12 protein-coding genes and 1 tRNA gene are annotated in these 13206 nt (G+C 62.2%); 9 read left to right on the forward strand and 4 right to left on the reverse strand.

Translation table 11 applies throughout. From position 1 onward, the window contains the following. Positions 1–183: 183 nt before the first annotated feature. Together NKH33_RS13515 and NKH33_RS13520 are read left to right on the forward strand one after the other, a co-directional pair. Positions 184–1206, forward strand: a complete 1023-nt coding sequence (locus NKH33_RS13515; protein ID WP_352899538.1) for a LacI family DNA-binding transcriptional regulator — start codon at positions 184–186, stop codon at positions 1204–1206. 69 nt (positions 1207–1275) lie between these two features. Then, positions 1276–2418: an alpha-hydroxy acid oxidase gene (locus tag NKH33_RS13520; protein WP_352919930.1), complete on the forward strand. Its 1143-nt coding sequence runs from the start codon at positions 1276–1278 to the stop codon at positions 2416–2418. A 46-nt stretch (positions 2419–2464) separates the two neighbouring features. Here the strand turns inward: NKH33_RS13520 and NKH33_RS13525 are convergent, their stop codons facing one another. The 3 genes from NKH33_RS13525 to NKH33_RS13535 all read right to left on the reverse strand — a co-directional run bounded on the left by NKH33_RS13525 (position 2465) and on the right by NKH33_RS13535 (position 5314). After that, positions 2465–2779: an antibiotic biosynthesis monooxygenase family protein gene (locus NKH33_RS13525; RefSeq protein WP_352619465.1), complete on the reverse strand. Its 315-nt coding sequence runs from the start codon at positions 2777–2779 to the stop codon at positions 2465–2467. A 646-nt stretch (positions 2780–3425) separates the two neighbouring features. After that, positions 3426–3502: transfer RNA gene (locus NKH33_RS13530), tRNA-Arg, on the reverse strand. A 324-nt stretch (positions 3503–3826) separates the two neighbouring features. Continuing rightward, entirely contained in the window at positions 3827–5314 is a 1488-nt protein-coding gene (locus tag NKH33_RS13535) for an ATP-binding protein (protein WP_023677495.1), read from the reverse strand. A gap of 334 nt (positions 5315–5648) precedes the next feature. On the opposite strand from NKH33_RS13535, the gene rpmH reads away from it, so the two are divergent. The 5 genes from rpmH (at position 5649) to yihA (ending at position 9436) form a co-directional block, all read left to right on the forward strand. After that, positions 5649–5783 carry a 50S ribosomal protein L34 gene (gene rpmH, locus NKH33_RS13540; RefSeq protein WP_008833937.1) on the forward strand — a complete coding sequence of 45 codons (135 nt, stop codon included), beginning with the start codon at positions 5649–5651 and terminating at the stop codon, positions 5781–5783. A gap of 23 nt (positions 5784–5806) precedes the next feature. After that, a complete protein-coding gene (gene rnpA, locus NKH33_RS13545) occupies positions 5807–6160 on the forward strand; it encodes a ribonuclease P protein component (RefSeq protein ID WP_352769640.1) in 354 nt (117 codons plus the stop codon). Between the two features lie 13 nt (positions 6161–6173). Next, a complete protein-coding gene (yidC, locus tag NKH33_RS13550) occupies positions 6174–7997 on the forward strand; it encodes a membrane protein insertase YidC (protein ID WP_352539959.1) in 1824 nt (607 codons plus the stop codon). 144 nt (positions 7998–8141) lie between these two features. Next, the gene (locus NKH33_RS13555) at positions 8142–8780 is read left to right on the forward strand and encodes a CatB-related O-acetyltransferase (RefSeq protein WP_352682273.1); all 639 of its coding nucleotides are present in this window, start codon (positions 8142–8144) and stop codon (positions 8778–8780) included. Then, entirely contained in the window at positions 8777–9436 is a 660-nt protein-coding gene (yihA, locus tag NKH33_RS13560; protein WP_352472343.1) for a ribosome biogenesis GTP-binding protein YihA/YsxC, read from the forward strand. The genes NKH33_RS13555 and yihA overlap by 4 nt, the downstream gene beginning before the upstream one ends. A gap of 21 nt (positions 9437–9457) precedes the next feature. On the opposite strand, the gene NKH33_RS13565 is transcribed toward yihA, so the two are convergent. Next, positions 9458–10207 (reverse strand): TetR/AcrR family transcriptional regulator, encoded by a 750-nt coding sequence (locus NKH33_RS13565; RefSeq protein ID WP_352472344.1) that lies wholly within the window; start codon positions 10205–10207, stop codon positions 9458–9460. Between the two features lie 143 nt (positions 10208–10350). On the opposite strand from NKH33_RS13565, the gene NKH33_RS13570 reads away from it, so the two are divergent. Together NKH33_RS13570 and NKH33_RS13575 are read left to right on the forward strand one after the other, a co-directional pair. Beyond that, positions 10351–11529: an HlyD family secretion protein gene (locus tag NKH33_RS13570; RefSeq protein ID WP_352682277.1), complete on the forward strand. Its 1179-nt coding sequence runs from the start codon at positions 10351–10353 to the stop codon at positions 11527–11529. Positions 11530–11551: 22 nt separating this feature from the next. Next, the gene (locus NKH33_RS13575) at positions 11552–13150 is read left to right on the forward strand and encodes a DHA2 family efflux MFS transporter permease subunit (protein ID WP_352919934.1); all 1599 of its coding nucleotides are present in this window, start codon (positions 11552–11554) and stop codon (positions 13148–13150) included. The last annotated feature ends 56 nt before the right edge of the window (positions 13151–13206 follow it).

Raw genomic sequence — 13206 nt, forward strand, 5'->3', positions numbered from 1 at the left:
GCAACCGTTTTGGATCGGGGACTAAATCGCCTAAGAGGGTCGATTATATCTATTAGTATCGCTTCGCCCTATAAATGCGAGATTCGCGGGACCAATGACATGAACGAATCACTGCGTGATCCCGTCCTTGAGGGTACCAGGCGGCGCAAGCTGTCCGGGAAAAACTCCAAGGGCCGCGTTACCATGACCGACATCGCCAGGGCGGCAGGCTGTTCGCAGGCGACGGTTTCGTTCGTGCTCAACAACACGCCGGGCATCAGGCTGTCGCAGCAAACCCGCGAGCGGGTGATCGAGACGGCGCGAACGCTGGGCTATTCGCCGCCCGTGTTTTCTGCCTTGCGAGCCCCGGTTGCCGCATTCGACGGGCTGGATGGCGTGATCGGCTTCGCCGTCGACCAGTTGGCGACCAGCCCGGAGGCGGTCGTCGCCATTGAAGGGGCGCGGCAAGCCTCGTGGAACGCCGGCAATGTGCTTTTGGTGGCGCAGACCATGGGCGACGAGGTGATGGAGCCCCGTGCCATCGCGGCTCTGACCAAGCGGGGCATTTCGGCGCTGATCTACATGACCATTTTCACCCGCGAGATCGTCGCGCCGGACTATCTCTACGGCCTCGACATTCCGGTCATCCTGCTCAACTGCTACACCGCCGACTATGCCTTCCCCGCCGTGGTGCCGAGCGAGATCGCCGGCGGCCAGAGCTCCACCCGCCACTTGATCGGCCATGGCCACCGGCGTATCGCCACCATTACCGGCGAGCCCTGGATGCAGGCGGCGCAGGACAGGCTGAAGGGCTACCGCCGGGCGCTGGCGACGGCCGACATTCCGTTCGACCCGGCGCTGGTCGTCGAAGGCGACTGGTCGGCGAGCGCCGGCTATGCCGCGACCGTCGAGCTCTTGGCGCTGAAGGACCGGCCGACCGCCATCTTCTGCCAGAACGACCGCACCGCGATCGGCTGCTACGAGGCGCTGAAGGAGGCCGGCCTGCACATCCCCCGGGATATTTCGGTGATCGGTTATGACGACGAGGAGATCGCGCGGCATCTGTTCCCGCCGCTGACGACGTCGATCCTGCCGCATATGGCGATGGGACAATGGGCGATCGAGCAGCTCGAAGTCCCCGCTGCTCCCGGTCGTGGCCGCTATCCCATCACCAAGCTCGAATGCCCGCTGGTGGAGCGGGAGTCGGTTGGCGCTCTGGCGGGCTGAGGCGAGAGCGCCGGCGATCGACAATGGCACAGGCTTGACATCGGGCCCGGCATATACCCGATTGATTTCATGAGATTGCAAAGCTGCTACAATTTTCAGGACTTCCGCCGGCTGGCAAAACAGCGCCTGCCAGGTCCGATCTTCAATTATATCGATGGCGGCGCGGACGACGAGACGACGCTGCGGCGCAACACGGCGGCGTTCGAGGACTGCGATCTCGTCCCCAACGTCCTTGCCGGCGTTGGACAGATCGACATGTCGGTCACCGTCATGGGCCAGAAGCTGGCGATGCCGGTCTATTGTTCGCCGACGGCTCTCCAGCGGCTGTTTCACCATAGCGGCGAGCGCGCCGTCGCCGCGGCGGCGGAGAAGTTCGGCACGATGTTCGGCGTCTCGTCGCTCGGCACGATCAGCCTGGAGGAAGTCCGCAAGCACAGGACGCCGCAGGTCTATCAGTTCTATTTTCACAGGGATCGCGGCCTGAACCGCGCCATGATGGAGCGCGCCAAGACGTCCGGCGTCGAGGTGATGATGCTGACGGTCGACAGCGTCACCGGCGGAAACCGCGAGCGTGACCTGCGGACCGGCTTTTCCATCCCCTTTCGGCTTACGCTCGGCGGCATGATGCAGTTCGCGATCAAGCCGAGATGGGCTATCGACTATTTGACGCACGAAAAATTCAGCCTGCCGCAGTTGGACGGCCATATCGATCTCGGTGGCGGAGCGCTTTCCATCAGCCGCTATTTCACCGAGATCCTCGATCCATCGCTGGATTGGAAGGACGTCGAAGACATGGTCCGCTTCTGGAACGGCCAGTTTTGCCTGAAGGGGATCATGAGCGTCGCCGATGCCAGAAAGGCGGTAGACATCGGCTGCACCGGCATCGTTCTGTCAAATCATGGCGGCAGACAGCTGGACGGCTCGCGCAGCCCCTTCGACCAACTGGCGGAGATTGTCGACGCGGTGGGCGACAAGATCGACGTGATCATCGACAGCGGCGTCCAGCGCGGCACGCATGTGCTGAAGGCCCTGTCGTTGGGCGCCAAGGCCGTCGGCGTCGGGCGCTACTATCTCTTCCCGCTGGCAGCCGCCGGGCAGGCCGGCGTCGAACGGGCGCTCGGCCTGATGCGAACCGAGATCGAACGCGACATGCGGCTGATGGGATGCAGGTCAGTGGCAGAGCTTTCCAGGGGGAATGTGCGGTTTAGGTAATAGAGCCGGGAAGTGGCGCACGGCATAAGCTTTTCGAAGTGCGAAACTATACCGACCTGCCGCTGCTCCTGCCGTCCGTTTCGAAGACAGCCTCGCCGGAAACAGCATCCGTATATCCGCCCTCAAGCTGCTGCAGCGTATGCCGGAACCGATCAAGATTGCCCAGCATTTTGGGCCTGGCATCGACCATATGCTGAAACGTGTCCCACTCTCCAATCGAGAAGAAGGCGCCATCTCCCGATTTGATGAGAGCCATTTTTCGCAATCCCTCGAAATTGCGCGGAGCGCTGCTGAACAGTTCGACGAATTCGTCTTCACTACCCGGCTTGACCCGGAAACGGACGCTGTTGAATGCCGTCATCTACGTTCCCCCGTGAAAGAACTGAAAACCTCGAATATGCGAGGCCCTAACGCACCTCGAACCCTTCGAACAGGTGTACAGAAAAATCGGAAGGTTGGCTTCAGTCACCTCTGGCCGAAAGCTCCGTTTCTGGCGCTATTTCGCCAGGAAGAGGATGACGCTCGATCTCAATCGGTACACCCTTCCGACCGGCAATGAAACGCACTGTTAACGCCGTTCGCGGGTGACAGGATGTTGGCCGCAGTTCGAAGATATAATCTGCGTCTCGCTGTCAGTTGCGGAGGCGAAAATGAACTTGCTTCGGATTGCGCTCTTGTGCACGGCCGTGATCGACCTTGGAATACCGGCCGTTCGCGCTGAGGATCGGCCTGTGCCGCAGAACAATAAAGCCGCAACAGCGCAGCCGCCCGTTCATTGTGAAGGCCAAAATTGTCTGCCGCCGGCGAAGGATCCGGTGCAGGAATGCACCGGCCAGGATTGCACGCTAGGCCCGCCGACTGAACCGGGCCCGGAGATTAAGCAGGCCGACTGAGTAGCATCAGCGGACCATCCGCTCTTTGCAAGGACGGCGCTCACTCAAGGCAACCTTCCGGCCAGTGGCGGCAGATTCTGTTACCTATGTCCCCGGGCCGTACATTGAGTTTAATGGCGCGCCCGAAGAGATTCGAACTCCTGACCCCCAGATTCGTAGTCTGGTGCTCTATCCAGCTGAGCTACGGGCGCGCAACAGGCCATGCTTTGCATAGCCCCGCGATCCGATCCTGGCGACCGGCCGCGATGTGACGTGTTCCCTAGCGACTGAATTTACGAAAAGCAAGCCGATCCTGGCCAAAAGTTTTGCCGTCATGTTTTGCCGTCATGCGCCGGCCGGCGAACGCAAGATCGCGTCACGCGGCGGCCGAGCCAATAGGTCATCGTCTTGGATCAGTCATTTGCCAATCGGAACGGCCCGTAACGGAACACGCCGTTGCACGGCGGCCGAGCCGATGGCTCGTAGTCTCGGACCAACCATTTGCGAATTGAAACGGTCCGTAACGAAACGGTTCGTTACGCCGGGCGGCGCAGACCGTTGCGGGCCTGGTCGAGCCGGACCGGCTGGTCGGGAATGGTGACGGCGAATGTGGTGCGGCCGCCGATCGATTCGACCAGCTCCACCGTGCCGCCATGGGCGCGGATCAATTCATGGGCGATCGCCAGGCCAAGGCCGGTGCCGCCGCTGCGGGCCGAGCCGCGAAATGCCGCGAACAGGTTTTCTCGCGCCTTTGGCGGCAGGCCGGGGCCGGTGTCGGTGACGACGATGCGGCTGACGCTGCCGATGCGCTCGGCCGATATGGTCAAGCGGCGCACCACGGCGCTCTCCGTGTCGGCCGCCATCGCCTGCACGGCGTTGCGGCTAAGATTGGTGAGCACGCGGAACAGCTGGTCGGAATCGGCGTCGACCTCAAGCACCGGATCGACGGCGTTGACGAATTCGATGCCGCATTCGATGTCGAGCAGGCCCTGGACGTCCTCGACCAGCTGGCGCAGCCGCAGCCTGCGGCGCGACGGCGGCGGCTCCTGGGTGCGGCCATAGGCCAGCACGCCCTCCGAGTAGGACACCGCACGGTCGAGCGCGCGCAGCAGTTTTGGTGCGAAGGCCTGCACGGTCGGGTCCTTGACCTGGCGCAGGCGGTCCGACATCAGTTGCGCCGAGGCGAGGATGTTGCGCATGTCGTGGTTGATCTTCGACACGGCCAGGCCGAGATCGGCCAGATGCTTCTGCTCGGTCAGCATCTTCTGCAGCCGCTCCTGCATCTGCGACAGCTCGCGTTCGGCGACGCCGATCTCGTCGGCCCGGGCGGCGGGGTGAATGATCCGACCGGGATCGTCGGGCGCCTCGGAAAAGGACAGCATCGAGCGTGTCATCGTCCTGATCGGGCCGATCATGATCAGGTCTATCGCGGCGTAGACCAGCATGGCGGTGAACAGCGAGATCAGCAGCGAGACGAAGGCGACGTTGCGCGAATAGATCAGCATGGCATTGCGCAGGCGGTGGTCGGGCATGATCAGCTCGAATTCCTTGTCGCTGTCGCCGACCGGCCCGAAAACGCGCAGCATCCGCTTGCCGCCGAAAAACAGCGTGTCCAGCGCGCCGGTCATACCCTTGATCATGCCGACATTGGCGATATCGATATGCTCGTCGACCTGCGGCGGCATTTCGGCCACGACCAGAAGCCGCGAGACGCCGCCGTCGCGCACGGCGATCGCCTTGGCGCCGATCGCCATCAGTACGTCGTTCTGGGCGGCACGCGACAGCGAGGCAGGTTCGCCCTGCACCAGGACGATGGAAACCGCGGCGGCGGTGCTCAGCCTCTCCTTCAGCCAACTCAGCCTGTAGCTGGCGATCCAGGGCACGAAGATGAGGATTTCGGCCAAGAGCACGAAGACGATGGTGAGCAGCAGCAACTTGGTCGACAGGCCGCGCGCCAGCGGCACCCTGCGGGTGGCGGCCTTCGCCTGGGCGATGCTTTCGTCGGTTGCTGGGACTTCACTCATGCTCGTCGTCACGGCTGCCTGTCATCACGGCTGCTTGTCTTAGGGACTGCTCGTCTTCACGATCGCTTGATCGGGTGAGATTAGGCGATTGCGGCTTTTTTGCCAAATTCATCCTTGGTCGAAGCCGGACAAAGGGCCGCAAGACTTCGATGCCGGTCCGACAATGCCGGCCCGACACGCTGGATTGACTTCCAAAACCCTTCTTTCTATAAGCCCGCTCACGCTCGGGCCATTCGTCCCGGCGCGGTTTCGATCGCGCCAAAACCGGCCCGGCAAAGCTCCTGTTACAAAGTGACAGAATCAAGAAGGGCCGCACCCCGCGGTATTTAAACAAATGAAGCGTACTTACCAGCCGTCCAAACTCGTCCGCAAACGCAGGCACGGTTTCCGCGCCCGCATGGCCACCAAAGGTGGCCGCGGCGTCGTCGCAGCCCGCCGCAACCGCGGCCGCAAGCGTCTCAGCGCCTGAGCACCAAGCGAGAGACAAGATCGTTGCCCGCAACCGGCAAGCCAACGGGTGCCCATCCCAAGCGGCTTCTGAAGCGCGCGGAATTCCTGGCTGTCCGCCGCGGCGAAAAGCGCCGCGGGCGGCTTTTCCTCGTCGAGGTCCTGGGCCGCGGCGACAGCGAGGCGCCGCGCGTCGGCTACACCGTCACCAGGAAGGTCGGCAACGCCGTCGTTCGCAACCGCGTCCGGCGGCGGCTGAGAGAAGCCGTGCGCACGCATGCCGCGGATGACATGGCGCCGGGCAATGATTATGTCATCGTCGGGCGCGAAGACGTGCTTACCACTCCGTTCGGCCAGTTGAAGGCCGAACTCTCCCGCAGATTGCGTGGAACACGATAGGCCAAGGGCTTCGATGGAAAACAACCGCAACTTCTTCATCACCATCGCACTGTCGGTGCTGATCCTGGCGCTTTGGCAATATTTCTATGTGATGCCGCGCAGCGAGATGCAGCGCGAAGCCGCCCGCATCGAAGAGCAGCGCGTGGCGGAGCAGAAGAAGGCCGCCCAAGGCACCAGCCCGGGCGCCAGCGAAACACCGGTGCAGCCGGGCGCCATTCCGAACGCGCCTGGCGGCGAAGCCGTCACCGCGGCCGGCCGCGACCAGGCGATTGCCTCGACCAGCCGCGTCAAGATCGACACGCCGAGCCTCGAAGGCTCGATCAACCTCACCGGTGCGCGCCTCGACGACCTCCGGCTCAAGCACTACACGGAGACGGTCGACAAGACTTCGCCCGAGATCGCGTTGCTCAACCCGGCGTCCCTGCCGAACGGCTATTTCGCCGAGATCGGCTTTTCCGGCACGCCGGATGTGGGCAGGCTGCCCGGCCCTGACACGGTCTGGCAGACCGACGGCAATGCGACTCTGACGCCAGCGACGCCGGTCACGCTGACCTTCACCAATGACAAGGGCCTGACCTTCAAGCGCACCTTCTCTGTCGACAGCCAATATATGTTCACCGTGTCCGACACGGTCCAGAATGGGGGCTCGGCACCCGCGACGTTGTCGAACTATGGCCGCGTCACCCGTTTCGACAAGCCGGCTATCGCCAGCACTTATGTGCTGCACGAGGGCCTGATCGGTGTTACCGGCAGCGAAGGCCTACAAGAATACAAATACTCCAAGGTCGAATCGGAGAGAGAATTCAAGCCAGGCAAGTCGACCGACGGCTGGCTCGGCATCACCGATAAATACTGGGCGGTGACCCTGGTGCCGCCGAGCGGCCGCGAATTTCAGCCCAAATTCTCTTATTTCGAGTTCAAGAGCGGGCCCCATCCGCACAGCTACCAGTCCGATTTCCTGTCCGATCCGGTCACGATCGCTCCCGGGCAATCGACGACCGTGGAATCGGAGATATTCGCCGGCGCCAAGGAAGTTTCGACGATCAACGCCTATGAAAAGGACCGTCATATCCGCCAGTTCGACCTGCTGATCGACTGGGGCTGGTTCTATTTCATCACCAAGCCGATGTTCTGGCTGATCGACACGCTCTACAAATTCTTCGGCAATTTCGGCCTGGCGATCCTTGCCACCACCGTCATCGTCAAGGCGCTGTTCTTCCCGCTCGCCAACAAGTCCTATGCGTCGATGGCGAACATGAAGAAGGTGCAGCCCAAGATGCTCGAGATCCGCGAGAAATACGCGGACGACAAGATGAAGCAGCAGCAGGCGATGATGGAGCTCTACAAGACCGAGAAGATCAATCCGCTCGCCGGCTGCTGGCCGGTGGCATTGCAGATCCCGGTGTTCTTCTCGCTCTACAAGGTGCTCTACATCACCATCGAGATGCGGCACGCGCCGTTCTTCGGCTGGATCCAGGATCTGGCGGCGCCGGACCCGACATCGATTTTCAACCTGTTCGGGCTGATCCCCGTTACCTTGCCGCACATGCTGATGATCGGCGTCTGGCCGCTGATCATGGGCGTGACGATGTTCCTGCAGATGCGCATGAACCCGACGCCGCCGGACCCGACGCAGGCGGCGATCTTCACGTGGATGCCCGTGATCTTCACCTTCATGATGGCGGGTTTTCCGGCCGGCCTCGTCATCTACTGGGCCTGGAACAACACGCTGTCGATCCTGCAGCAGGGCGTGATCATGAAGCGGCAAGGCGCCAAGATCGAATTGTGGGACAATCTGGTCGCGCTGTTCCGTAAGAAACCGTCGCCGGCGGAATAGCCGGCACTCCGACGATGCGAGACCAAAAAGCCCCGGTTCGTCCGGGGCTTTTTGCACAAGCTGCCCGCCTGGATTAAGCGATTGGTACTGCCGGACGGATCGCGCTATTTTGACCTGCCTGGCAGTTGCTCGACGGAGCTCGATATGACCGGACCCAATCCATCGATCAAGCATCCGATCCCGTTGCACACGCGCGTCGGCTTTCTGAAGCCGCTGGTGACGGCGCCGAATATCGAGATCGGCGACTTCACCTATTATGACGACCCTGACGGACCCGACAAATTCGCCGAAAAATGCGTGCTGCATCATTATCCGTTCATCGGCGACAGGCTGATCATCGGCAAGTTCTGCGCCATTGCCGAAGGCGCGCGCTTCATCATGAACGGCGCCAATCACGCCATGTCCGGCTTTTCGACCTATCCGTTCAACATCTTTGGTCACGGCTGGGAGGAAGGTTTCGACCCGGCGACATGGTCGAAGGAGGTGCGTGGCGACACAATCGTCGGCAACGACGTCTGGATCGGCATGGAAGCGGTTATGCTGCCCGGCGTGAAGATCGGCGACGGTGCCATCGTCGCGGCAAAGTCGGTGGTGACGCACGATGTGCCGGCCTATGCGATCGTCGCCGGCAATCCGTCGAAGGTGGTGAAGATGCGCTTCGATGACAGGACCATCCGGCGGCTGCTGGCGCTGGCGTGGTGGCACTGGCCGGTAGAAAAGATCAGCCGCAATCTCAATGCCATTCGTGGCAGCAACATTTTTCTTCTGGAGGCAGCGGTTTGAACGCGTTGAACAAGACCACGATCGGCATCGAATTGTTCACGCGAGCCTGGATATTCATCCGCGGCGTGCCGGCAATGAAATTCCTGCCGCCGGAGGGTCCGCCCGAGATCGCCTTTGCGGGCCGCTCCAATGTCGGCAAATCGTCGCTGATCAACGCGCTGGTCAACCAGAAGGGGCTGGCGCGCACCTCCAACACGCCGGGCAGGACGCAAGAGCTCAACTATTTCGTGCCTGGCGGATTTTCGGGAGAAGGCGCCGATCTGCCGCCGATGGCGCTGGTCGACATGCCAGGCTATGGCTACGCCACGGCACCGAAGGAAAAGGTCGACGAGTGGACGAAGCTCGTGTTCGACTATCTGAAGGGCCGGGTGACGCTGAAGCGCGTCTACGTGCTGATCGATGCCCGCCATGGCATCAAGGCCAAGGACGACGAGGTGCTGTCGCTGCTCGACAAGGCGGCGGTGTCGTATCAGATCGTGCTGACCAAGACCGACAAGATCAAGGCGGCGGGGGTACCGCGACTGGTCGAGGAAACGCTCCAGAAGATCAAGAAACGCCCGGCGGCCTTCCCCTTCGTGCTCGCCACGTCGTCGGAAAAGAGCGAGGGCCTCGAGGAATTGCGTGCGGCCATCGTGCTCGCCGCCAATGGCGGATAGGCCACCGACCCTGGCAGCCTGTCAGGCGGGGCTGGAGGCCCGTTCCTGCTCTGCAAGCTGTTCGGTGCCGTAGGCCTTCAGGAACACATCGACGCCCGACCTGACGATGTGTTCGATCTCGGCCACACTTGGCGCCTTGGTGCGATAGGCGAAAATGCACTGGCGGAAAAGACCGGCCAGACACAGCTCGGTGAACTGATAGGCGGCAAGCTCGACGTCGTCGATCTTCAGCAGGCCGCGTTCGATAGCCATGTTGAGGAAAACGACGACCCTGTCATGGCCACGCTTCGGGCCGCGTTCGTAGAACCGGGCACCAAGCTCCGGGATGCGTTCCGAGGCGCCGATCACCGTCCGCTGCGCCAGGATGACCCTCGCCGAAGTGATCTTCATGGACAGCACGATGCCGAACTTCACCAACGTCTGGCGAAGGTCGCCGATCTGATCGAGCACCTCGTACATGTTCTTGAAAATCGTGCCGCGCTCTTCCTCGATCAGCGCTTCGAAGAGCTCTTCCTTGTTGGCGAAGTAGACATAGATGGTGCCCTTGGACACGCCGGCCTCGCGCGTAATGTCGTTCATCGACGCGGCTTCGAAGCCCTTTTCGATGAAGACACGGCGCGCACCGTCGATGATCTGGCTGCGCTTGACCGGGTCTTGACCCGCGGCCGGGCGGCCGCGCGGCAGGCTGTCCAGCAGATCGCACTGGTCCTTGCCAGCGCCGGGCAATGGGCCTGAATCAGGCAAAGGAGCGGCCTTGGGGGCTTCGGCCATAATGTCACACCTCGTAAAATAATTCGAACCATCCGGTTCGATTGCTCTTGATATGGTCCTCTTTAAGCGCTAAGTCAACGTCGAGATCGAACCGAACGGTTCAGTCTGACAAAATTCAGCGCCAGTTAATTTAGAGAGATATCATGTCCTCGAACGCGCCCACCAGTGCCGAAGTCCGCCCCTTCCCCAATGCCAAGGTCCAGCCTGCGATCGAAGCGCCGGAAACCCCTCTCAAGCCCGCCGACGTCACCCCGCTGGCTCCCGCCAAGAAGAAGCGGTCGATGCGCTCGATGTTGTTGCCCATCATCGGCCTGGCCCTGCTAGGCGCCGGCGCCTGGTATGGCTATGATTACTGGACTGACGGGCGCTTCATGATCACGACTGACGACGCCTATGTCCAGGCCGACACGGCGTTCATCTCGCCAAAAATCTCGGGTTATGTCGATCAGGTCAAAGTGACCGAGAACCAGCAGGTGAAGGCCGGCGACCCGCTGCTGATCGTCGATGACGGTGACTACAAGATAGCCGTTGCTCAGGCGGAGGCGCAGATCGCCACGTTGAGCAAGACGCTCGACCGCATCGATGCCCAGACCGAGGCGGCGCGCGCCTCGCTCAAGCAGGCGCAGGCGCAGAAGACGGCCGACCAGGCCGCGGCCGATAATGCGAAGCGAGCTCAGGTTCGTGCCGCCCAGTTGCTCAAGACCCGCGTCGGTACCCAGGCCCAGTTGGACGATGCCCAGACGGCGGTCGAGCAAGCCAATGCCGCACTAGCCGGCGCCGACGCGCAGATCGCGGCGGCTCAGGCGAATATCGGCGTGCTCCAGGCGCAGCGGGCGGAATCGGCAAGCACGCTGGGCTCGCTGCAGCTTGCCCACGACAAGGCGGTGCGGGATCTGTCCTTCACCGTGCTGCGCGCACCCTATGACGGCGTGGTCGGCAACCGCTCGGTCGAGCAGGGCGACCTGATCAGCCCCGGACAGAAGCTCGCCGTCGTCGTGCCAATGGACAAGCTCTACATCGTTGCCAACTTCAAGGAGACCCAGCTTGCCCGGCTGGTGCCTGGTGAAAAGGTCAGAGTGTCGGTCGACGCGATCGACGGTCAGGACATCGAGGGTACCGTGTCGTCGCTGGCCCCGGCTTCGGGAGCAGTGTTCTCGCTGCTGCCGCCGGAAAACGCCACCGGCAATTTCACCAAGGTGGTGCAACGCGTTCCAGTTCGCATAGACGTGCCCGCGGATGTGCTGAAGACGGGCAAGCTGCGCGCCGGCCTGAGCGTCGTCGTCGCCGTCGACAGCCGCACCGCGCCTTCCGCATCGAAGTAAAGCGGAACCGGGAGCAAGGGTCATGGCGACCCCAACCCTAACTGCAGGATCGGCGCCGGCGCCAGCCATACCGGTGCCGGTCGACCACATCTCGACGCGCCGCGTCATCGCCTTCCTGGCAATGGTGTTCGGCATGTTCATGGCCATCCTGGACATCCAGATCGTCTCGGCCTCGCTGGCCGAGATCCAGGCGGGCCTCAGCGCCAGTTCGGACGAGATTCCGTGGGTGCAGACGGCGTATCTGATTGCCGAGGTGGTGATGATCCCGCTGTCGGGCTTCCTCAGCCGGATGCTGTCGACGCGGGTGCTGTTCACAATCTCGGCGGCAGGTTTCACCGCGGCCAGCGCGCTGGCGGCGACCGCAACCAATATCGACCAGATGATCGTCTACCGCGCCGTGCAGGGCTTCATCGGCGGCGGCATGATCCCGAGCGTCTTTGCAGCCGCCTTCACCATCTTCCCGCCGTCGCGTCGCGCCATCGTCTCGCCGATGATCGGCCTGGTGGCGACGCTGGCGCCAACCATCGGCCCGACCGTCGGCGGCTATATCAGCCATGCCATGTCCTGGCACTGGCTGTTCCTGGTCAACGTCGTGCCCGGCATTCTGGTGACGACGGCCGCCTGGTCGCTGATCGACTTCGACAAACCCAATCTCAAGCTGTTCAGCAAGTTCGACTGGTGGGGGCTCGCCGGCATGGCCGCCTTCCTGGGCTGCATGGAATATGTGCTGGAGGAAGGTCCCAATAACGACTGGCTGCAGGATCAGGCGGTGTTCATCTGCGCCGTCATCATGACCTTCGGCGCGGTGCTGTTCTTCTGGCGCGTGTTCACTGCCGAGGAGCCGATTGTCGACCTGAGGGCTTTCAGCAATATCAATTTTGCCTTCGGCTCGCTGTTCTCCTTCGTCGTCGGCATCGGCCTCTACGGTCTGACCTATCTTTATCCAGTGTTCCTGGGGCGGATCCGCGGCTACGATTCGATGATGATCGGCGAGGCGCTGTTCGTCAGCGGCCTGGCCATGTTCTTCACTGCGCCGATCTCCGGCATCCTGTCGAACAAGATGGACCCGCGCATCATGATGATGATCGGCTTCTTCGGCTTCGCCACGGGGACCTGGTGGATGACGCATCTCACCGCCGACTGGGATTTCTATGAACTGCTGATCCCGCAGATCCTGCGCGGCTGCTCGATGATGCTTTGCATGGTGCCAATCAACAACATTGCGCTCGGAACCTTGCCGCCGGAGCGGCTGAAGAATGCGTCTGGCCTGTTCAACCTGACCCGCAATCTCGGCGGCGCCGTCGGCCTGGCAGTCATCAACACCGTGCTGATCGACCGCAATGCCTTCCACTACGCCAGGCTCTCCGAGCACGTGCAATGGGGAAGTGCCGCTGCGCAGCAGAAGCTGCAGAACATGACGCTCAACTTCGAGCAGACCGCCGGGCTCGACGCCTCCAAGGCGGCCATCTCCAAACTGTCAGGCATGGTCCAGCAGCAGGCGTCGCTGCTGTCGTTCATGGACGTATTCTTCATGCTGACGGTTTTGTTCGCGACGCTTGGGCTCTTCACCCTGGTGATCCGCAAGCCAGCCGCTCAGGGCGGCGGTGGCGGAGGCCATTGAGGCGCGCTGGATCCCCCGCCTGGCGCCCTCGCGCATGACCCCGAAAAGCGATTTTC

This window comes from Mesorhizobium sp. M1182, from assembly GCF_040318335.1.
Classification (GTDB): Bacteria; Pseudomonadota; Alphaproteobacteria; order Rhizobiales; family Rhizobiaceae; genus Mesorhizobium.